The 17,436-nt window shown below is 54.7% G+C and carries 18 protein-coding genes; 10 read left to right on the plus strand and 8 right to left on the minus strand.

What is annotated here, in order from left to right:
- Positions 1 to 26: 26 nt before the first annotated feature.
- From AAC637_RS06690 to AAC637_RS06700, 3 genes are read left to right on the plus strand one after another with little or no spacing between them, the layout of a single operon-like run.
- Positions 27 to 695 carry a response regulator transcription factor gene (locus AAC637_RS06690; protein ID WP_340302845.1) on the plus strand — a complete coding sequence of 223 codons (669 nt, stop codon included), beginning with the start codon at positions 27 to 29 and terminating at the stop codon, positions 693 to 695.
- On the plus strand, positions 692 to 2,077 hold the full coding sequence (locus AAC637_RS06695; protein WP_340302846.1) for a sensor histidine kinase: 1,386 nt from the start codon (positions 692 to 694) through the stop codon (positions 2,075 to 2,077). Before AAC637_RS06690 ends, AAC637_RS06695 begins: the two co-directional genes overlap by 4 nt.
- Positions 2,047 to 3,075 (plus strand): ABC transporter substrate-binding protein, encoded by a 1,029-nt coding sequence (locus AAC637_RS06700; RefSeq protein ID WP_340302847.1) that lies wholly within the window; start codon positions 2,047 to 2,049, stop codon positions 3,073 to 3,075. The genes AAC637_RS06695 and AAC637_RS06700 overlap by 31 nt, the downstream gene beginning before the upstream one ends.
- A gap of 2 nt (positions 3,076 to 3,077) precedes the next feature.
- Here the strand turns inward: AAC637_RS06700 and AAC637_RS06705 are convergent, their stop codons facing one another.
- Both AAC637_RS06705 and AAC637_RS06710 read right to left on the minus strand, forming a co-directional pair.
- Positions 3,078 to 3,278 (minus strand): hypothetical protein, encoded by a 201-nt coding sequence (locus AAC637_RS06705; protein ID WP_340302848.1) that lies wholly within the window; start codon positions 3,276 to 3,278, stop codon positions 3,078 to 3,080.
- Entirely contained in the window at positions 3,268 to 4,515 is a 1,248-nt protein-coding gene (locus tag AAC637_RS06710) for an MFS transporter (protein WP_340302849.1), read from the minus strand. The genes AAC637_RS06705 and AAC637_RS06710 overlap by 11 nt, the downstream gene beginning before the upstream one ends.
- Before the next feature lie 131 nt (positions 4,516 to 4,646).
- Here AAC637_RS06710 and AAC637_RS06715 point away from each other — a divergent pair, with 131 nt between their 5' ends.
- Complete coding sequence (locus AAC637_RS06715; RefSeq protein ID WP_340302850.1) at positions 4,647 to 5,501, plus strand: shikimate dehydrogenase family protein; 855 nt, start codon at positions 4,647 to 4,649, stop codon at positions 5,499 to 5,501.
- On the opposite strand, the gene AAC637_RS12690 is transcribed toward AAC637_RS06715, so the two are convergent.
- Together AAC637_RS12690 and AAC637_RS06720 are read right to left on the minus strand one after the other, a co-directional pair.
- Positions 5,498 to 5,836: a fused MFS/spermidine synthase gene (locus AAC637_RS12690; RefSeq protein WP_445322715.1), complete on the minus strand. Its 339-nt coding sequence runs from the start codon at positions 5,834 to 5,836 to the stop codon at positions 5,498 to 5,500. The genes AAC637_RS06715 and AAC637_RS12690 overlap by 4 nt on opposite strands.
- Positions 5,766 to 6,665 (minus strand): glycerophosphodiester phosphodiesterase family protein, encoded by a 900-nt coding sequence (locus tag AAC637_RS06720; RefSeq protein WP_340302851.1) that lies wholly within the window; start codon positions 6,663 to 6,665, stop codon positions 5,766 to 5,768. Before AAC637_RS06720 ends, AAC637_RS12690 begins: the two co-directional genes overlap by 71 nt.
- A 202-nt stretch (positions 6,666 to 6,867) precedes the next feature.
- Here AAC637_RS06720 and AAC637_RS06725 point away from each other — a divergent pair, with 202 nt between their 5' ends.
- From AAC637_RS06725 to AAC637_RS06735, 3 genes are read left to right on the plus strand one after another with little or no spacing between them, the layout of a single operon-like run.
- Positions 6,868 to 7,512 (plus strand): SGNH/GDSL hydrolase family protein, encoded by a 645-nt coding sequence (locus AAC637_RS06725; RefSeq protein WP_340262013.1) that lies wholly within the window; start codon positions 6,868 to 6,870, stop codon positions 7,510 to 7,512.
- 21 nt (positions 7,513 to 7,533) lie between these two features.
- Entirely contained in the window at positions 7,534 to 8,442 is a 909-nt protein-coding gene (locus tag AAC637_RS06730; protein WP_340302852.1) for a 2-dehydro-3-deoxygalactonokinase, read from the plus strand.
- Positions 8,439 to 9,044 carry a 2-dehydro-3-deoxy-6-phosphogalactonate aldolase gene (locus AAC637_RS06735; protein WP_340302853.1) on the plus strand — a complete coding sequence of 202 codons (606 nt, stop codon included), beginning with the start codon at positions 8,439 to 8,441 and terminating at the stop codon, positions 9,042 to 9,044. Before AAC637_RS06730 ends, AAC637_RS06735 begins: the two co-directional genes overlap by 4 nt.
- A 52-nt stretch (positions 9,045 to 9,096) precedes the next feature.
- Here AAC637_RS06735 and AAC637_RS06740 read toward each other — a convergent pair whose 3' ends face one another.
- Positions 9,097 to 9,528, minus strand: a complete 432-nt coding sequence (locus AAC637_RS06740) for a DoxX family protein (RefSeq protein ID WP_340302854.1) — start codon at positions 9,526 to 9,528, stop codon at positions 9,097 to 9,099.
- Positions 9,529 to 9,876: 348 nt separating this feature from the next.
- Here AAC637_RS06740 and xylB point away from each other — a divergent pair, with 348 nt between their 5' ends.
- The 3 genes from xylB to AAC637_RS06755 all read left to right on the plus strand — a co-directional run bounded on the left by xylB (position 9,877) and on the right by AAC637_RS06755 (position 14,308).
- Complete coding sequence (gene xylB, locus AAC637_RS06745; protein ID WP_340302855.1) at positions 9,877 to 11,325, plus strand: xylulokinase; 1,449 nt, start codon at positions 9,877 to 9,879, stop codon at positions 11,323 to 11,325.
- A gap of 221 nt (positions 11,326 to 11,546) precedes the next feature.
- The gene (locus tag AAC637_RS06750; RefSeq protein WP_340303166.1) at positions 11,547 to 11,912 is read left to right on the plus strand and encodes a VOC family protein; all 366 of its coding nucleotides are present in this window, start codon (positions 11,547 to 11,549) and stop codon (positions 11,910 to 11,912) included.
- 17 nt (positions 11,913 to 11,929) lie between these two features.
- Positions 11,930 to 14,308: a transketolase gene (locus AAC637_RS06755; RefSeq protein ID WP_340302856.1), complete on the plus strand. Its 2,379-nt coding sequence runs from the start codon at positions 11,930 to 11,932 to the stop codon at positions 14,306 to 14,308.
- A gap of 260 nt (positions 14,309 to 14,568) precedes the next feature.
- Here AAC637_RS06755 and AAC637_RS06760 read toward each other — a convergent pair whose 3' ends face one another.
- From AAC637_RS06760 to AAC637_RS06770, 3 genes are read right to left on the minus strand one after another with little or no spacing between them, the layout of a single operon-like run.
- Positions 14,569 to 15,531: an ABC transporter ATP-binding protein gene (locus tag AAC637_RS06760; protein WP_340302857.1), complete on the minus strand. Its 963-nt coding sequence runs from the start codon at positions 15,529 to 15,531 to the stop codon at positions 14,569 to 14,571.
- Entirely contained in the window at positions 15,528 to 16,517 is a 990-nt protein-coding gene (locus tag AAC637_RS06765) for an ABC transporter ATP-binding protein (RefSeq protein ID WP_340302858.1), read from the minus strand. Before AAC637_RS06765 ends, AAC637_RS06760 begins: the two co-directional genes overlap by 4 nt.
- Positions 16,517 to 17,434, minus strand: coding sequence for an ABC transporter permease (locus AAC637_RS06770; RefSeq protein WP_445322728.1), 918 nt, complete (start codon positions 17,432 to 17,434; stop codon positions 16,517 to 16,519). Before AAC637_RS06770 ends, AAC637_RS06765 begins: the two co-directional genes overlap by 1 nt.
- Positions 17,435 to 17,436 lie beyond the last annotated feature (2 nt).

Consider the following 17,436-nt stretch of genomic DNA (forward strand, 5'->3'; position numbering starts at 1 on the left):
ATAGTCAGGGAAAGGCCACGCGCCCAATGCGCTATCTGCTTGTAGAGGATAACGAGGAATTGGCCGAAGCGGTGGTCAAACGTCTGGTCTTGGACGGTCATGCGGTCGATCACGCCCCAGATTTGGCCCATGCGCGCGCTTGCCTTGCGGATGCCAGCTACGATCTGATATTGCTTGATGTGATGCTTCCCGATGGCGATGGTCGCGCATTTTTGGCGCAAAGCCGCATCCATATCGAAACGCCCGTGATCATGTTAACCGCTCGCAGCCAAGTGTCGGATCGGGTCGGCGCCCTTGACCAAGGGGCCGATGACTACATCACGAAACCCTTCGATTTTTCCGAATTAGAGGCGCGGTGCCGCGCCGTTTTGCGCCGCCGCGGCGGGGCCGCGCGCAATGATATCGCGCTTGGCCAAACCATCTTTGACCCGCTTGCAGGCGCGCTGCGCCATGGCGCGCATACCATCGAATTGCGCAGCCGCGAATTGCGTCTTTTGGAAGTGTTCGTGCGCCATCAAGGACAGATTTTGTCAAAGGCGCAATTGATGGACAGGCTGTTTTCCTATGATGCAGAGATCACAGAAAACGCGATTGAGGTCTATGTGGGCCGCTTGCGCCGCCGTCTTGAGGGAACGGATATTCACATCGAGACTGTGCGCGGCATTGGGTATCGGATGGAGGTGAAAACCCCGTGAGCGAGGCGCAACAGGGCACAGGTTCCATTGGTCGGCGATTAACGCTCTATCTCGCGATTGTGGCGGCGCTGTTGTCATTGTTGTCTTGGGGGATGGTTGCGGGGTTCGCCCGCCAAGCCGCCGAAGAAACCCAAGATAACGTCTTGGCCGCTGCTGTGACTGCAATCGCCGAAACCCTGCGCAGCGAGCAGGGCGAATTGCGGCTTGAACTGCCCTATTCTGCGTTTTCCATGCTCGGCGCGATTAGCGAGGATCGAGTTTTTTATCGGGTCACCGTGAATGGCGCATTGCTGACAGGCTATGCAGATCTTCCCGTTGCCACTGACCCGAACACCCGCGCAGGCGAGGTCAGTTTTGCAACGCAATCTTATCGCGGCGAAGATTTGCGACTGGCCACGCTCTCGCGCCGAATATTGGCGGGAAATCAACCGACATTGGTGATCGTCACAGTCGGACAAACCCGCGAAGGTATTGCCGCCATCGCGCTTGACCTCTCGCGTCAAGCAGGCCTGTTGTCGATTGCCTTTTTCTTGGTCGCGGTGCTGCTGTCCTTTTTTGCCGCCCGCACATCATTGCGGCCCTTGAACGAAATTGCAGGGGCTGTCTCGCGGCGCGGGCCATCCGATTTGCGCCCCTTGCGCCGCCCCGCCCCTGATGAATTGGCGCCGCTCATTGCCGCGCTCAATCGCTTCATGGATCGACTGGGGCAATCCATTCGCCGCTCGGAAGAGTTTATTCTAGAGGCCGCCCATCGCGTCCGCACGCCTTTGGCAACTGTTCGTGTGCAAGCGGATCTTGCCTTGCGCAACGCCTCAGGCGAGGCCGAACGCAACCGTCTGCGCCAGATGATCCGCGCGATTGATGAAAGCTCCCGTTCGGCGGGACAGCTTTTGGATCACGCGACTGTGGCCTTCCGCGCGGATGATCTTCTGCGCGATCATATCTCGCTCAAAAGTTTGGCCGCCCAAACGGCGACTGCAATGACCCCCACGGCAAGCATGAAGGATATCGACATTGACCTGAAAGCCGAGGACATCATCGTTGCAGGTGATGCGGTGCTGCTCGACAGCGCGTTGCGCAATATTCTCGACAACGCCATCAAATATTCGCCTGAAGACACTACCATATCAATTTGCGTGGAGACCAAAGGGGGCTATGGCTACATCACTGTGCGCGATGAGGGCACAGGGCTAGGCGATGACCCTGCCGAAGTTCTCACGCAGCGTTTCAAACGAGGACGCAACACCGAAAACATTGTGGGATCAGGATTGGGCCTTACCATTGCCGCTGATGTTTTGGCCGCCCATGGCGGGCGCTTAGAATTGTCAAATAATAAGGAAGGAAAGGGCACATGCGCCTCGCTTGTCTTACCCTTGCTTTAAGTCTGTGGATCAGCCCTGCAACCGCCTTTGAACCAGAGGATTTCCTACGCATCGAAGGCACGGGCGACAGGGTTTTGCGGATACTCTCCACCGCTGATTTGGACGTCTTCACACCCTATCTCGAAGCGTTTCATCGCGCCAATCCAACCTTAGATTTGGAATATACGGTGGCCTCCTCTGCGGATTTGCATCGTGAGATCAGTTCAGGCGCGGTCTATGACGTGGCCATTTCATCGGCGATGGATTTGCAATTCCAACTGGCCAATGATGGGCTGACACAACGCTATCGCTCGCCCATGACACAAAGCCTGCCAGACTGGGCCACATGGCGTGATGTCATTTTCGCATTCACGACCGAGCCCGCGGTGGTCTTGGTTTCGACTGAATATTTTGAGGGGCTATCCATTCCGCAATCGCGGCAGGATTTGATCGAAGTTTTACGCGACAACCCAGCACGTTTCGCAGGGTCTATCGGCACCTATGATGTGCGGGACAGTGGGCTTGGCTATCTGTTTGCCACGCAGGAAGCCCGTGCCACAGATGCCTATTGGCGACTCTCCGAAGTGATGGGCCGTCTCAACCCCACGCTCTATTGCTGTTCAAGCCAAATGATTGAGGATGTGATGAGTGGCAAACTGGCCCTCGCCTATAATGTCTTGGGCAGTTACGTGGCCGAACGTTTGGCCGATCAATCCGAAGGTCGTGTCCAAATTCTGCGGATGACCGATTTTTCCAACGTGATTTTGCGCACCGCCTTGATCCCAAGCATGGCGCAGAACCCAAACGATGCAGGGGCGTTTATTGATGCGCTGCTCAGTATCGCCTTGCGCGATGGGGCCGATGGTTGGCCCCTGCCGCCGCTCAATGACACATCGCCTGCTGCGTCTAGTGCGGGATTTGGGCCTATTCGGATCGGCCCCGCCCTGATGGTCTATCTTGACCCGCTCAATCGGCGCAATTTTTTGGCCGAATGGGAAAACGCGATTGTGCAACAATAATGCTAGCCTGCAAAACTCCAGCGTTGCAAAACGGAAATCGCATAGGCCTGTGAGAGGCTTGTGAGCGCCGCGCTTGATCCTTCGGCCTCAAGGCCCAAAGCCTCGAAATGACCGCAAGATTGACAGGTGATCTTTGTCGCATCCATCACGATATCGCTTGCCCCACATTCAGGACAAATGGCGGCAACATCATCATTGAACATTAACTCTCCTCCTCCCCTGGCCTGCGGCCAAAATGGGGGCTTGCGGGCGGCGACTGCGCGTCAAAAGCCACGCAATAATTGCCACATTAAACCCGTTCCACAAAATACCATTGATGAATGCCATCTGATAGCTGCCTGTCACATCGAAAATCCACCCCGACATCCAACCGCCGAGCGCCATGCCCACAATCGTCATCATGATCACAAATCCAACCCGCTGACCTGCTTCTCGGGCGGGCATATATTCGCGCACAATCAAAGCGTAGGACGGAACAATCCCACCCTGAGCCAAACCAAAAATCAAGCTGACAACATAAAGCGACACAAGCCCATCATAGGGAAGGTAAAAAAACAGCGCGGTCATTTGCAGAACCGATCCAATCAATAGGGTGCGCGCACCACCCAAACGATCAGCGACTAAGCCTGAAATGATGCGGCTGACCACACCACCCATAAGCATTAGCGACAGCATCTCGGCCCCCACCGCAGGGCCATATCCAAGGCCCACGCAGTAAGATACGATATGCACCTGTGGCATCGACATGGCCACACAGCAGGCCACGCCTGCAAAGCCCAGCAGATATTGCAACTGGCGCGAGGACAGGCCAACCGAATTTGCCTTGGCGCGCGACATTGCCTCGGACTGGGCATGGGCGGTTTCTGGCAGTTTGCGCCGCAACGCGAATGAAAGCGGGATGATCCCCACAAGCGCAATCACTGCAAGGGTGAGGTAGACAGCCCGCCATCCATCCTCGGCCAAAATCCCAGAAAGAACCATCGGCCAAATCGCACCAGAGAGGTAATTGCCGCTGGCCACCAAGGCCACGGCAATCCCGCGGCGGCGCAAGAACCAATGCGATATATCCGCCAATAAAGGGCCAAAGCCCGCAGCCGTTCCAAGGCCCAAAATCAGATGGATCAGGGACAGCGTGTAAATGCTGCTTGCGAGAGTGGAGAGAGCGAACCCCGCCGCGATCATGACAGCTGCCAGAGAGAGGGCAATCGTGACACCAAAACGATCCACCAAGCGCCCCAGCAAAAGATTGCCCGCGCCAAACCCCACCATCGTCATCGTGTAGGGCAAGGACGAGGCCGCGCGCAGCGATCCAAATTCCGCCTCAACCGCAGGCATGATCACGATGATGGCCCACATGCCCACATTAGCGATCATCGCAATCGCCAAGGTGATGGCGAGCCTACCCCAAGAATAGGCGCTATCATGAATATTGCTTTGCATGGATCAGACCTGTTCACATCGCGCAAATCTAACGCTATCGCCATTCCAAAAAGAGCGCCAACAAAAGTTGCATCTGCCCGCCATTCGTGGCGAGATGGCCAAATCACGCGCGAATAGAAAGACCAGGCGATATGTCCTTAAGCCCGACCCAGAACCATGCCCCGCTCAAATTGGGGCTGATCGGTGACAATATCAAACAATCCAGCGCCCCGCGTTTGCACCGAATTGCAGGCCACCTGAACGCCCGCGCGGTCAGCTATGATCTCTTGATCCCCCCTGAACGCGAGGAAACCTTTCTTGAGGTCTTCGAGACCGCGCAAATTGAAGGCTATTCAGGGCTCAACATCACATATCCCTATAAAGAAAAAGTGGTGCCACTTGTGCAACTGGCCGATCCCGTGTTGGACGCGGTTGGGGCCGTGAACACCGTTCTTTTCACGGCCCAAGGGCCCATTGGCTATAACACAGATTACACGGGCTTTAAGGCCGCCTATCAGGCCACGCGGGGCGATGACGCACCAAGCGAGGTGCTGATCATCGGGTCAGGTGGGGCGGGACGCGCGATTGCCTTTGGCCTTGCCGATTTGGGGGCAAGCGCGTTGCATCTGGTTGATACAGATTTGGCTAAGGCCGATGGCCTAAAGCGTGATCTGGCGCGTGGCTTTCCGACATTGCAGGTCACAACCATGCGCGAGGTGTCCAATCTGCCACCTGAGATCACGGGCCTTGTGAACGCAACGCCCATTGGCATGGTTGGCTATGGCGGCACCCCGCTGCCGGCTGCGCATATACGAGAGGCAAAATGGGTGTTTGACGCGGTCTATACCCCACTTAAGACACCGTTCCTCAAAGATGCAGCGGCCCTTGGTCTAGAAATCATTTCTGGGTGGGAATTATTCTTTTATCAAGGCGTGCACGCATGGGCACATTTTTCGGGCGGCAGCGTGGATGAGGCCGCGTTGCGTGCAGCGCTGTTGCAAGCCTAATTCAAGATCGGCTCAAACCTAATCAGCCCGCTAATAGGCGCATCGTCGTCTGTAAGAACGCCCGGGTGCTTATCAGCCACAATCTGCGCCACGAAGGCATCATCGAGGGGTTGAAAGATCATTGGATCAGGCGACCCCGCCGTGAGGCGAGAGACAGGACTTGGTGTTTCGCCACAAAGAAGAACAAAAATCCGCCGCTCACCCATGCTTGGCCCGCGTGCCTCTGTCCAGACTTCGACACTTGGGAAAATTGCGCTGCTGGCCTTACTGCCAGCGCAAACCCCTATCCGACAAGCGGCGCTGCACGCGGGCGGGATAGTCGGAACAGATCGCATCCACCCCAAAATCAATCATGCGATCGATATCTGCGGTTTGATTTACAGTCCAAACAACTACGCCCAAATCTAGGCTTTGCGCATAGGCAACATCTGCTGCGGTGATATCCGCGAAATGCGGGCACCATAGCGCGCCACCTTCCGCCTTGATCTGAGCGGGAATATCGGGTGGCAATCGAAACTGCGGCTCGGATGCAATCGACAAATATGACCGCGGGATTTCTGGCGCTTGTGCCTTACACTCCGCCAAAATGGTCCAATCAAAACTGTGCAAGACGGTCTGCCCAACCACATGGGTGCCACGGATCACATCCAAAACTGCCGTAACAAAATGCGCCCGCGCGGCGGCATCTTGGGCAAGCACGGGATCAGATTTCATCTCCAGAAGCAAACGCGCCGCCGCGTGCTGAGGCTGCGAAATAAGGGCGCATAGATCGGCCAATCGCGGCACCTGTAGCCCGTCAAACTGCGCCTGATCGGGAAAGGCCGCGCCATAGGCGCTCTGCCCATCAATTTTACCAACCTCATAGCGACAGAGATCAGCATAGCTCAAATCACGGATTGGCATCTCATTTGTGATGAACTGTCCCGTGTTATCCCGAAAGGTTGCGGCGTGCAGCGTGGGATTATGCGTAATGACGGGGATTTCATCGCCCGTCAGCACCACGTCAAACTCAAGCAATGGCACACCTGCGGCCAGCGCATAATCAAAACCAAGCATCGTATTTTCGGGAAACACCCCGCGCGCGCCCCGATGGCCAACGATACGGATCAGCCCTGACAATTTGCGAAAATCTGCCGCCGCATCGCCCATCACGCGTCCTGACATTTCCTGTAACGCCTACCTCTTGCCTAGCACCCCGCAGCCATTGCTTGCAATCAGCCAAGTGGCGCTTATTGTTTCGCGCAGTAAAACAAGAAAGTAACGATCACATGACCCATTATCGCATTCTGTTGGCCTGTATCATCCTTGCAGGCTGTGGCGTGCCATTTGTGCCCTTGGTCTAAGGGCCAGTCGGGAAAGGGATGAGATGGAACAAGACCCCAAAACCCTTTTGCTTTTTGGCGATTCCAATACTCATGGCACTGTGCCTTTAACTGTGCTTGGGCAGCCAGAGCGCTATCCCCTTGCGCAAAGATGGCCGACCCTGTTGGCGCAAAAACTTGGGGCCACATGGCGCGTGATTGATGAAGGCTTGCCCGGGCGCACGACTTTGCATGATGACCCAGTGGAAGGGCCGCATAAGAATGGCGCGGCCGCGTTACTGGGGATTTTAGAAAGCCACAGCCCAATTGATACGGTGGTGGTGAAACTTGGCACCAATGACCTCAAGCCGCGCTTTTGCGTCAATGCTTTCGATATTGCGCAATCTGTGGGTAAACTCGTGCGTATCATCCGCGCCTCTGGCTGCGGGCCTGCGCGTGGTGTCCCGCGGGTGATTGTTGTCTGCCCTCCACAGATTGAGGAACGGGGGGTTTTGGCGGAAATGTTCCGTGGCGGCGCTGCAAAATCAGTGGGCCTATCCCCCGCCATGGCCGAGATGGCGGCACGCGAGGGCGTGGATTTGGTCGATCTCACAGGTGCGGTGACGGTTTCACCTGTGGATGGCATCCACTATGAGGCCACGCAAATGCCCCGCATTGCTGAGCTTATTTTCGCAGCCATTCAAAACTGACTATCGGATAAGAGAGACGCGATGACATCGAATTGGTTGGCTGTAGATTGGGGCACGTCGCATCTGCGCATTTGGTGGATCAACGCCGAAGGATCGGTTTTGGCGCAGCGCCACTCCTCCGATGGTATGGGCAACCTTCGCCCTGACGGATTCGAGGCCGCCCTCGTAGAATTGGCGGACGATCTTTTGCCCGCATCGGAAAAAACTATGGTTTTGATATGCGGCATGGCGGGCGCACGCCAAGGATGGGCAGAAGCGCATTATGTCGCGACCCCTTGCCCCCCGCCCTCTGTCGCCGCAGCCGTCAAAGTGGATACCACAGACCCCCGCTTGGCCGCCCATATTATTCCTGGGATCAAGCAAGAGCGTCCCGCAGATGTAATGCGCGGAGAGGAGACGCAAATCGCGGGGTTTTTAGACGAGTATCCAAATTTTGATGGCATCCTTTGCCTGCCTGGCACGCATTGCAAATGGGTGCAGATCAGCGCAGGCGAGATCGTCAGCTTTCGCACCTTCATGACAGGGGAATTGTTCGGCCTGTTAGAGCAGGCCTCGGTTCTACGCCATTCCGTGGGTGGCGGGGGCTGGGACAGCGCCACCTTTCTTGCCGCTTTGGATGAGGCAATCGCCCATCCTGCACTGGTGTCGGCCAATCTCTTTTCCATCCGCGCCGAGGGGTTGCTTCATGGGGCTGACACGAATGCGGCCCGCGCGCGCCTATCTGGTCTGTTGATCGGTCAGGAATTGGCGGGCGCCAAACCCTATTGGCTGGGCCAAGATATCCGTCTGATTGGGACAGGCGGCATTGCGGATGCCTATCACGAGGCCCTTACCGCCCAAGAGGCAAGTGTCATCAAAATTTCTGGCGAGGGCATGGCCCTGAGCGGGTTAAAGGCCGCGTATAAATCCTTTTTAGAGGCCGCAGAATGAGCCGCAACATTATTGCCATTTTACGGGGCCTTCGGCCTGAGACTGCGCTCTCCATAACGGATGCACTGATTGCGGCAGGGATCACTCGGATCGAAGTGCCGTTAAACTCGCCAGACCCGTTTGACAGTATCGCAGCCATGGTTGCCCATGCACAGGGGCGCGCCCTTATCGGCGCCGGCACCGTCCTAGACGTAGCAGCCGTTGATCGCTTGGCGCAGATCGGTGCGAAAATGGTGGTATCACCTGATACAAACCCCGCGGTGATTGAAGCCACAAAGGCACAAGGGATGCTGTCTTATCCGGGTGCATTTACTGCGACCGAATGCTTGACCGCATTGCGGCACGGCGCAGACGGGTTGAAACTCTTTCCTGCCTTCAAGCTTGGGGTGGATGGCTATAAGGCCCTAGCCGCCGTTCTGCCGAAATCGGTTGAAACCTATGCTGTGGGTGGCGTTGGTCCCGCAGATTTTGCCGCGTGGCAGGCCGCAGGGATCACTGGTTTTGGCCTTGGTTCGCACCTGTTCAAACCTGATTATGACGCAACCAAAGTTGGCCATTTGGCGAAAGAGTGCGTGACGGCCTATGATGCGGCCTTCGGGTGAAAATATCTGAGGGGACAGGGCGGGGAGATGCCCCCGCCCCTTTTGCCAAACATCAGGCGGCGTTTTTATCCAAGGCATAAGCCCCAGCGCCATGCGCGAAGAACATCAAGAATGCACCTGCGATAGAGAAGTTCTTGAGGAACATGATCATCTGTATATGATCGGAAAAATTGTTGTGATACAGCACTGCTGTCACAACACAGAAGGCCGCGCTTGCCAATGCGACAAGACGCAATTTGAACCCCACCAATAGGGAAGCCCCCACCAAAATCTCGAAGATAATCGCAGGCCACGCCAAGAACGCCGGCAAACCACCCATCGTGACATAGCCTGCAAAGCCTTGCACATCGGCAAGCTTGCCCAGACCCGCCATTAGGAAAAATCCACCAATGAACACGCGCGCGATCAGCGGCGCAAATTTTTCAAGCTGCTGCATAAGATATCCATCCTTTTCCAAAAGCCATTCGCGGCTTGGCGCGGACATAAACACAGCGTTCAGCGGTCGGATATTCCAAAAGAATTGACGCGCTTTGTGCAAATACGCACAGACAGAGGGCTTTACAGATTTAAAAATTATATCTGACCTTTTGCATGCAGCGAGTGACGGGCCAGCCATCCCTGCATTCAGGAGATGCGGTTTCTGTGGGATTGCCTTTGTGGCTGAATGATTGGCCATCAGACTGGCAAATTACTGGCGGAGGCAGATGATTTACTCTTGCCTCTTGCGCTGCAATACCGACAAAACTTTACACGAGTTAAATTTCAAAAATGCCCCTAAAACGCTCGAATCCACAGATGCGGGCATGCAGCCAGTCGGAAAAGGATGTCGAAGATGTATCTTGGGATCGATTTGGGAACTTCGGCTGTTAAGCTTTGTGTCATTGATACTGAGGGAAATCTGATCGCGCAAAGCAGCAAAGATTTGCCCATTTCGCATCCGTTTGATGGGGCAAGCGAGCAAAATTGCGAGGATTGGTGGGAGGCAACACGCGCCTGCATCAAGGCATTAGATCCCGCGCTTCGTGCCGCCATCAAGGCAATTGGCCTATCTGGCCAGATGCATGGCGCCGTTGTGCTGGACGCACAGCGGAAACCTGTGCGGCCCGTGATTTTATGGAATGACGCCCGTGCAGATGTTGAATGTTCCGATATCATCGCGGCCGATCCGTCAGCCGCGCAAAATGCAGGCGTTTTGCCAATGCCAGGTTTTACGGCGCCAAAAATCTTGTGGTTGTCACGTCATGAGCCCGAGGCCCACGCTAAGATCCGCCATGTGATGTTGCCCAAAGATTATATCGGGCTCTGCCTGCATGGCGGATGTGTGACCGACCCATCAGACGCCGCAGGCACATCATGGTTTGACGAGGCCGCGCGGTGTTGGTCTGCTCGGCTTTGTGAGCTGACCGCAACCGAACCTGCTTGGCTGCCCCGCGTCATGCATGGCACCGATGTGGCTGGCACGCTTTTGCCCGATATCGCCACCGATCTGGGTCTGACGCCTGACATTCCTGTGGCGGCAGGTGCAGGCGATGGTGCGGCGGGGGCGGTCGGTCTTGGTGCTGTGCAAGCAGGTGATGGATTTATCTCGCTTGGCACCTCGGGGCAGCTTTTTGTGACCACGGATGCCTATCGCCCAAATATCGAAAATCGCATTCACGCCTATGCGCATACCGTGCCTGATCACTGGTTTCAAATGGCCGCAATGTTGAATGGTGCACGCCCGATGGCGTGGCTGGCCGATCTGTTAAACCGCCCCATTGATCTTCTCTTGACCGAAGCGGCCGAGGCCCGGCCAGGCCCGCTCTTCCTGCCCTATCTAACGGGGGAGCGCACACCGCATGGAGACACCACAATTCGCGGGGGATTTGCCAATCTGGGCGAGGGTATGAGCCAAGGCAGCTTGATGCGCGCTGTTCTTGAGGCGATCGCCTTTTCTTTTGCAGATGCGGCCGAGGCCTTTGCAAAAGCAGGCACGGCCCCAACCTCACTCTTGGCCATTGGCGGGGGCACCCGCAGTGATTTGTTGATGCAAATGATCGCAGATGTGACAGGGATTACGCTTGGTCGCAGCGATGAGGCCGTTGTGGGCCCTGCCCTTGGGGCCGCACGGCTTGCGCTGGTGGCCTGCGGCGATAAACCTATGGATGCAGTGATGCAGCGCCCCATTGTCCGTCATTTGTTCAAACCGAAAGGGGCAATCGATCACAGCACGCAGATACGCCTTGAGGCATATCGCGCCTTATATCCCGCACTGCGAACGGTTCAGCATAAACTGCGGTAAGGGAGGCGCAATTCTACCAACCGCGAGCGGATCGCACAGGGCAGAAAACCCACCAAGCCTATCACATCCGCCAAAACGACAAAACCATAAAGCGCGATACGAGCAGGTAAGTTGATTGGATTGGTTGCGGGGGCGGGATTAAGCCTATGTCGAACTCAAATTAATCAATGAGCAGTTTGAAGCATTCAGACTCGCAATCCAATTAGTAAAATTGCGTAGGTCTGGATCACGTAAACGTCGTGACGGCCAAGCTGGACGAGATGGTCGCCTGGTACGAATCCATTCTTGAGTTGCGTGCCGGGCCTCGACCTGACTTCCCGTTTGGAGGAGCGTGGCTCTACGCCGGTGACGCACCAGTGGTGCATTTGGTTCAAGAAATCGGACAGCATCGCACCGGGTCGGAAGCCGCGCTAAAGCTGGAACATTTTGCATTCTCGGCAACGGATGCTGTAGAATTCGAGAGAAGGCTTAGAGAAAAAGGCGATCCGTTCAAAAAGGTTGAGGTTCGAGGCGCTGGCCTCCTCCAGTTCCACGTGTCCGATCCGGATGGAAACCATGTGCACGTGGACTTCGATCTGAACGAGTAGAATGACGGGGCAAACAAGTGATCGAGAACGCACACCATCTGAAGGTCATTGAGCAGCGTCTCTTGTGGCTCAGCCACTGGATGATCCACAACGCCAACCACATTCGCCCCAAGGCGGATGGGATTAAGGTTGGTGGGCACCAAGCGTCGTCTGCATCGATGGTTTCGATCATGACGGCGCTCTATTTCTCGGCGCTACGACCCGAGGACAGGGTGGCAGTGAAACCCCATGCGTCCCCAATCTACCATGCGATGCACTACCTGATGGGCAACCAGACCCGTGAGAAGATGGAAAACTTCCGGGGATTTGGGGGCGTGCAGAGTTATCCCAGCCGCACCAAGGATATCGACGATGTGGATTTCTCCACCGGATCGGTGGGTCTCGGAGTTGGCATCACGGCCCTAGCTTCATTGGTTCAGGATTTCATCAAAGCCAAGGATTGGGGCAGCGACATTCCACTTGGTCGCATGGTCGCCCTCGTGGGCGATGCCGAGCTTGACGAAGGCAACGTTTACGAAGTCCTCCAAGAAGGCTGGAAGAACGACCTGCGCAACACATGGTGGATCATCGACTACAACCGACAGTCTCTCGATGGGATCGTGCGGGAGGGCTTGTTCGAACGGGTTGAGAAAATCTTCGATGCCTTTGGGTGGGATGTCGTTCGTGTCAAATACGGTGCTTTGCAAAGGGCTGCCTTTGAAGAGCCGGGCGGCGAGAAGCTGCGGGATTGGATCGATGCTTGCGAGAACCAAGAATACTCGGCGCTGACCTACATGGGTGGAGCCGTCTGGCGGCAACGGCTCATGAATGACCTTGGGGATCAGGGGGATGTGTCTGCCCTGATTGACCGCAGAAGCGACAATGAACTTGCAGTGCTGATGGAAAACCTAGGCGGCAACTGCGTCGAGACCATGGCCGAGACCTTCGCCGCCATCGATCATGATCGTCCTACCTGCTTTCTGGCCTATACGATCAAAGGTTGGGGTACGCCGATTGCCGGGCACAAGGACAACCACGGTGGATTGATGACGAAGGCCCAGATGGTCGAGTGGCAGACCCAGATGGGTGTGCCCGAAGGTCAAGAATGGGAGCCCTTCGCCACGGTCGAAGACGTTGAGGCTTTGCAGACTTTCCTGGAGCAAGTTTCATTCTTCAAGAACGGCGGGCGTCGGTATTCTGATGATCGGTTGCCAGTTCCCCCAGTCCAAATCGAAACGGCAAAAGATACCTCCACTCAGGCCACTTTCGGGAGGATCCTCGATGAGTTGTCCAAAGGCGACAGCGACCTCGCAGCCCGGATCATGACCACATCACCTGATGTAACAGGGACCACCGGCCTTGGCGCGTGGGTCAACCGACGGAAGTTGTTCGCCCGAGAGGCCAAAGCGGATGCCTTCATCGAGCATCGCATCCCATCAACAGCAAAGTGGCGCTTTGATGGGTCGGGACAGCATCTGGAACTGGGCATTGCAGAAATGAACCTGTTCCTGCTGCTTGGGGCTGCGGGACTATCTCATTCGCTATTCGGAAAACGCCTGATCCCGATCGGAACAGTATATGATCCGTTCGTCTGCCGAGGTCTCGATGCTCTGAACTATGCAACCTATCAGGACGCGCGATTCATGATCGTGGGCACGCCCTCGGGGGTCACTCTTGCCCCCGAAGGCGGGGCGCACCAATCCATCGGAACACCTCTGATCGGGATGTCGCAAGACGGGTTGGCCGCGTTCGAACCAGCCTTTGCAGATGAGCTTTCGGTCATCATGAACTGGGCCTTCGACTACATGCAGCGCGACGGCGAACAGGACCCGGATGAACGCACATGGCTCAGGGACGAAACCGGCGGGTCCGTCTATCTGAGGCTGACGACCAACCCGATAGAGCAACCTGGACCACGGCCTGATCCAGAATGGAAGCAAGGGGCGGTCGATGGCGGTTACTGGCTCCGGAAGCCCGGACCAAACTGTGAAGTCGTGATCGCCTACCAGGGCGCTGTCGCTCCTGAAGCCATCAAAGCGGCGGGCCATCTTGCCGGTAAACGCCGCGATGTGGGTGTTCTTGCTGTCACCTCGGCGGACCGGCTCAATGCTGGTTGGACAGCCGCTCAGCGGACCCGTGCTCGTGGCATTGCTGATGCGGTCTCCTGCGTTGAGCGGCTAATGCACGATCTTCCGCAACACTGCACCATTATAACAGTCATCGACGGCCATCCCGCCACGCTTGCCTGGCTGGGCAGTGTTGCCGGGCACCGGACTGTGCCACTTGGTGTAGAGCATTTCGGCCAAACCGGGACCATCGGCGATCTCTACCGCCATTTCGGTATCGACGCACAAGGCATTCTTGAAAAAGTCGCAGGTCTCACCATTGGGAAGCCGCTCAGCCGACAAGTTCTATGAAGCGCAAAATCCTTAGAGGGAGGCGATGAAGCGGTGGCACGAGTACTGGTCGAGTATTTCAATTGACGAACGAACTCAACTATTATCCGACTATTTAGACACTGAAGCTATTTATCGAACTTAACATATGAAGGCCCACCTTGTTACGGATGAGCCTTGTTTTATTGGTTCGACAAAAGCCGTTGCAGAGGCGGGATTAAGCCTATGTCGAACCACAGTTAAGCACCAAACGCCTAGAATGAAGTGGGTGTAAGCATAGTCTAAACATGATGGCAAGAGACGCGCGTATCTCCAATCAAGCGCATCTGAGGGCGAACTGTTTTACACAAGCTTGTAGCAAGTGGACACCGTGGATGAAAGGAGCAGCCAGGCGGAGGATTAATCGGGTCAGGTATTTCGCCTTTGGGCACATCAATTTCTCGCCCAAACCCATCCAATCTTGGCGCAGCATCAAACAGCATACGCGTATAAGGATGCAAAGGTGAAGCGAACAGAGTTTTCTTTGGGGCCTCTTCAACCAAAGCTCCCAAATATAACACACCAATCTTATCCGCCATGTGCTCCACAACAGTAAGATCATGGCTAATAAATAAATACGTAAGACCCAGTTGCTCTTGTAAATCTGACATCAAGTTCAAAACTTGGCTTTGCACTGACACATCCAGCGCAGAAGTAGGCTCATCACACACGATCACCTTAGGCTCAGACGAAAGAGCACGTGCGATGCAAATGCGTTGCCGCTGTCCACCCGAAAACTCATGTGGATACTTATCTGCATCCTCTGGTGATAAACCGACTTGTTGCAGCAACCTTTCGGGCAAACCTTTGATCTCAAGGCCTCTCAATTTTGCAGGCTCTGCTATAATGTCACGCACTTTCCAACGCGGGTTCAAGGATGCGTATGGATCTTGAAAAATCATCTGCAGCTTTTGTCGGGCCTCAGAAAGTTTTGCTTGATTGTCACTCCCAGTTATCGCGATGCCATCAATTTCAATTGTGCCACCGGTTGCACCAGTTAACCCCACAACCATTTTGCCAATAGTTGATTTCCCAGAGCCACTTTCACCAACTAACGCGTAAACTGAGCCTTCCTCAATTTCAAAATCTACATCTGCAACAGCAGTTAAAAAAACCTTTGGCTCCCTTTCGACGACACGATTCAACCAGGGCTTGGAGACATCAAAGAGGCGTCTTAACGCTTTTGCTCGGACAATTACACTCATTTCGCAGACCGCAATTTAGTGTGCTGCAATGGAAACCAACATGCGGCTTGAGTATCACCGTCTGCAATAAATGGAGAAGATCCGGATTTACAAACTTCCTGAGCGAAATCACATCGCGGTGAGAACGCACAGCCTTCTGGTAAAGCTCCGAGCCGCGGCATCGAACCAGGGATTTGTTTCAACCGGTTCAATCCTCTGCTTGCTAACGGAGTAGAGCCCATAAGCCCGTACGTATAAGGATGCTTTGGGCCAGTGAGCACATCTCGCACCGCGCCAAGCTCGGCCAACCTTCCAGCATACATGACAGCTACACGATCTGCCGCCTCAGCAATTACGCCCATGTCATGCGTAACCAACATAACCCCGACGCCACGCTCTCGGCACAAGCGCTTTAAAAGTGCAATGATCTGAGCCTGAACTGACACGTCAAGTGCCGTAGTCGGCTCATCTGCGATTACTAAGTCAGGCTCAGCGCATAATGCTAAAGCTATCACCACTCGTTGCCTCATACCGCCGGAGAACTCGTGGGGATAGCTACCTATCCGCTCTCGCGCTGCAGGGATACCGACTTCTTCCAGGGCTGCGATGGCGCGCTCCTGCGCTTCTTTCTTCGAAACTGCAAGATGTTCAATGATGGTTTCGACCAGTTGCTCTCCGACAGTTAATAGTGGGTTTAACGAAGTCAAAGGATCCTGAAAGATCATACCAATTTTTTTACCCCTGATTTTACGGAATTCAGAGGCTGATAAGTTGTGGATCGGGTTCCCTGATAATAGCACATCACCTGACACAATTCGCGCCGGCCGCTCTAACAGCCCAATTACAGCGTTCCCTGTCATTGACTTTCCTGCACCGGACTCGCCAACGATACCGAGAATTTCACCTGGGAAAATGTCAAAACTCACCTGATCTACTGGCCTGAGGACACCTTTCCGAGTGGGAATTTCCACAACCAGGCTCTTTATTGAGAGGACAGGTTGCACCATCAGCGGAGCCTCGGATTCAAAGCGTCACGCAACCAATCACCGAGTAGATTTATCGATAGTGCGAGAGCCAAAAGAGTGATCGCAGGAAAAAACAAGATCCACCATTCTCCAGAGAACATATATTCTTGTCCGATACGAATTAGTGTTCCCAAACTCGGCTTAGTGGGCGGGGCACCCACACCCAAAAAACTCAAAGTAGCTTCGGCAATGATAGCCAAAGCCAAACTAATTGTGGCAATTACCAAAACGGGATTGAGAACATTAGGTAGGATGTGTTTGACCATCACTGCTAAGTTAGCTCGCCCGATGAGCTGTGCCGCTTGAACATACTCCTTCTGCCGTTCAACCAAAGTAGCGCCGCGGACCACGCGTGCAAATTGAACCCAGTCGCTCAGACCAATGGCAAGAATAAGAACCCAAATAGCTACCTGATCACGGAATTCCGCCGGCGTGACGCCTTTCGCGACACCAAAAATCAACATGGCAACTAAAATAGACGGAAACGTCAGCTGCACGTCAGCAACCCGCATGATAGTAGCATCCAGCCATCCGCCGATATAACCCGCTAAAAGACCGAGAATTACACCCAAAATCATCGCCAGAAAAACAGCTGAGAACCCAACAAACAGAGATATTCGCATCCCAAAGAGAATGGTGGACAAGACATCCCGCCCCTGATCATCAGTCCCCAAAACAAAAACATCTTGTGTGAATTGGTTAGGGGTCAGTGGTCCTGTAAATCCATTCATCAGGTTGAGGGTGGCTGGGTCAAAAGGATCATAAGGAGCTAATAATGGGGCAAATATCGCTCCCATTATTAAAGACACAACCACAAAAAATGACATGATGGCCACCGGATTTTTTCTGAATGACCAGCCTAAATCACTGTTAAAAGCCTGAGAAAATTTTACAAAAATCC

Source organism: Roseobacter sp. HKCCD7870 (genome assembly GCF_037830315.1).
Classification (GTDB): Bacteria; Pseudomonadota; Alphaproteobacteria; order Rhodobacterales; family Rhodobacteraceae; genus M30B80.

What these genes read in the sequence shown, in the direction of transcription:
- AAC637_RS06765 (WP_340302858.1), bottom strand. Translation starts at nt 16,517, where the DNA reads ATGGTGCAACCTGTCCTCTCAATAAAGAGCCTGGTTGTGGAAATTCCC.
- AAC637_RS12690 (WP_445322715.1), bottom strand. Translation starts at nt 5,836, where the DNA reads ATGCGATCTGTTCCGACTATCCCGCCCGCGTGCAGCGCCGCTTGTCGG.
- AAC637_RS06720 (WP_340302851.1), bottom strand. Translation starts at nt 6,665, where the DNA reads ATGTCAGGACGCGTGATGGGCGATGCGGCGGCAGATTTTCGCAAATTG.
- AAC637_RS06725 (WP_340262013.1), top strand. Translation starts at nt 6,868, where the DNA reads ATGGAACAAGACCCCAAAACCCTTTTGCTTTTTGGCGATTCCAATACT.
- AAC637_RS06760 (WP_340302857.1), bottom strand. Translation starts at nt 15,531, where the DNA reads ATGAGTGTAATTGTCCGAGCAAAAGCGTTAAGACGCCTCTTTGATGTC.
- AAC637_RS06690 (WP_340302845.1), top strand. Translation starts at nt 27, where the DNA reads ATGCGCTATCTGCTTGTAGAGGATAACGAGGAATTGGCCGAAGCGGTG.
- AAC637_RS06735 (WP_340302853.1), top strand. Translation starts at nt 8,439, where the DNA reads ATGAGCCGCAACATTATTGCCATTTTACGGGGCCTTCGGCCTGAGACT.
- AAC637_RS06730 (WP_340302852.1), top strand. Translation starts at nt 7,534, where the DNA reads ATGACATCGAATTGGTTGGCTGTAGATTGGGGCACGTCGCATCTGCGC.
- AAC637_RS06700 (WP_340302847.1), top strand. Translation starts at nt 2,047, where the DNA reads ATGCGCCTCGCTTGTCTTACCCTTGCTTTAAGTCTGTGGATCAGCCCT.
- AAC637_RS06710 (WP_340302849.1), bottom strand. Translation starts at nt 4,515, where the DNA reads ATGCAAAGCAATATTCATGATAGCGCCTATTCTTGGGGTAGGCTCGCC.
- AAC637_RS06715 (WP_340302850.1), top strand. Translation starts at nt 4,647, where the DNA reads ATGTCCTTAAGCCCGACCCAGAACCATGCCCCGCTCAAATTGGGGCTG.
- AAC637_RS06740 (WP_340302854.1), bottom strand. Translation starts at nt 9,528, where the DNA reads ATGTCCGCGCCAAGCCGCGAATGGCTTTTGGAAAAGGATGGATATCTT.
- AAC637_RS06705 (WP_340302848.1), bottom strand. Translation starts at nt 3,278, where the DNA reads ATGTTCAATGATGATGTTGCCGCCATTTGTCCTGAATGTGGGGCAAGC.
- xylB (WP_340302855.1), top strand. Translation starts at nt 9,877, where the DNA reads ATGTATCTTGGGATCGATTTGGGAACTTCGGCTGTTAAGCTTTGTGTC.